The organism is Streptomyces kebangsaanensis, assembly GCF_001906585.1.
GTDB classification, from domain to species: Bacteria; Actinomycetota; Actinomycetes; order Streptomycetales; family Streptomycetaceae; genus Streptomyces; species Streptomyces kebangsaanensis.
Genome location: NZ_JUJA01000088.1, coordinates 120940 through 122138, shown reverse-complemented (window position 1 = coordinate 122138; position 1199 = coordinate 120940). Strand labels below are relative to the sequence as shown.

Below are 1199 nucleotides of genomic sequence, written 5' to 3'. Positions count from 1 at the left end.
GCAGGGCAAGACCGCCCACGCCAACAACCTCGACGGCTGGATCAAGCAGTCCTTGAAGATCATGAAGGCCAAGGGCATCCCCGGCAGCTACGACGGCCTCAAGCGCAACATCCTGCGCGAGTCCGGCGGCAACCCCCACGCCCAGAACAACTGGGACACCAACGCCAAGAAGGGCACCCCCTCCAAGGGCCTCCTCCAGGTCATCGACCCCACCTTCAAGGCCTACCACGTCGCCGGCACCCCCCACAGCGTCACCGACCCCGTCGCCAACATCACCGCCGCCGCCAACTACGCCGCCCACCGCTACGGCTCCATCGACAACGTCCACTCCGCCTACTGAGAGCCGCCCAACACCCGCACAGCAGGACCGAGGTCCAAGTGCCGGGGAGGAGCCTTTAGCCCACCTGGCCGGGGGTGACGGAGCGGGTCACGGGTCCGTGCGGCCTCTCGTGATTCCATCGCGCCAGGAGGCAGACGGCATGGTCGATCAGCGACAGCACGAGAACCGTTTTCGATTCACCACGTCCCGGCACCGGGTGCCGACCGCGGCGGCCCCGGCGCCCGCGAAGGACGTGGGCCAGGCTCTCGGCCGTTCCGGTGACATCCGGGACCTCGCGGTCCGCTCCCACGGCCGTGTGGTGCTGCCTCCGAGGCCGGCCTCCACCGCCTCTGCCGGCTTCCAGCCGTTCAGCGGTGGCCTGGTGACGGCAGCCGAGGAAGTCCGGCCCGCTCTCATGGCCGGCGGGGCACCGGCGGTGCCGTGAGGCTCGCACACGCCCTTCGCCAGGCCGTGGACACCACCGACGTCGTACCCATGCCCGGAGGAGCCAACTGATGACCGGCGAGAACGAGACGGTCAGATGCCCGTTCGACTTCAGCGAAGCCCTTGAGTTCGACCCCGCCCTCGCGGACCTGATGCGCCGTGAGTCCCCCGCCCGGATCCGGCTTCGCTACGGCGATGCCGACGCCTGGCTGGTCACCGGCTTCGACGCCGTCAAGCAGGTGACCACCGACCACCGCTTCAGCCGGGCGGGCATCATCGGCCACGACTACCCCCGGATGACGCCCGAGCCGATCGTGTCACCCGAGTCGATCAATGTGATGGACCCGCCGCACAGCAGCCGCGTCCGCCACCTGGCCTCGCAGGCCTTCACCCAGCAGCAGGTCGAGGGCATGCGGCACCGGATCGTCCGGCTCGC

2 protein-coding genes and 1 pseudogene are annotated in these 1199 nt (G+C 69.6%); all 3 read left to right on the top strand.

The features are described from left to right. On the top strand, positions 1 to 340 hold a 340-nt coding region (locus RH94_RS13570; RefSeq protein WP_073947855.1), incomplete at its 5' end, for a transglycosylase SLT domain-containing protein. A gap of 139 nt (positions 341 to 479) precedes the next feature. Beyond that, the gene (locus RH94_RS13565) at positions 480 to 764 is read left to right on the top strand and encodes a hypothetical protein (RefSeq protein ID WP_073947854.1); all 285 of its coding nucleotides are present in this window, start codon (positions 480 to 482) and stop codon (positions 762 to 764) included. Between the two features lie 70 nt (positions 765 to 834). Beyond that, positions 835 to 1199, top strand: a pseudogene (locus tag RH94_RS43265) (cytochrome P450); the annotation flags it as partial.

Coding starts and splice junctions, on each gene's coding strand:
- RH94_RS13565 (WP_073947854.1), top strand. CDS start 480: ATGGTCGATCAGCGACAGCACGAGAACCGTTTTCGATTCACCACGTCC.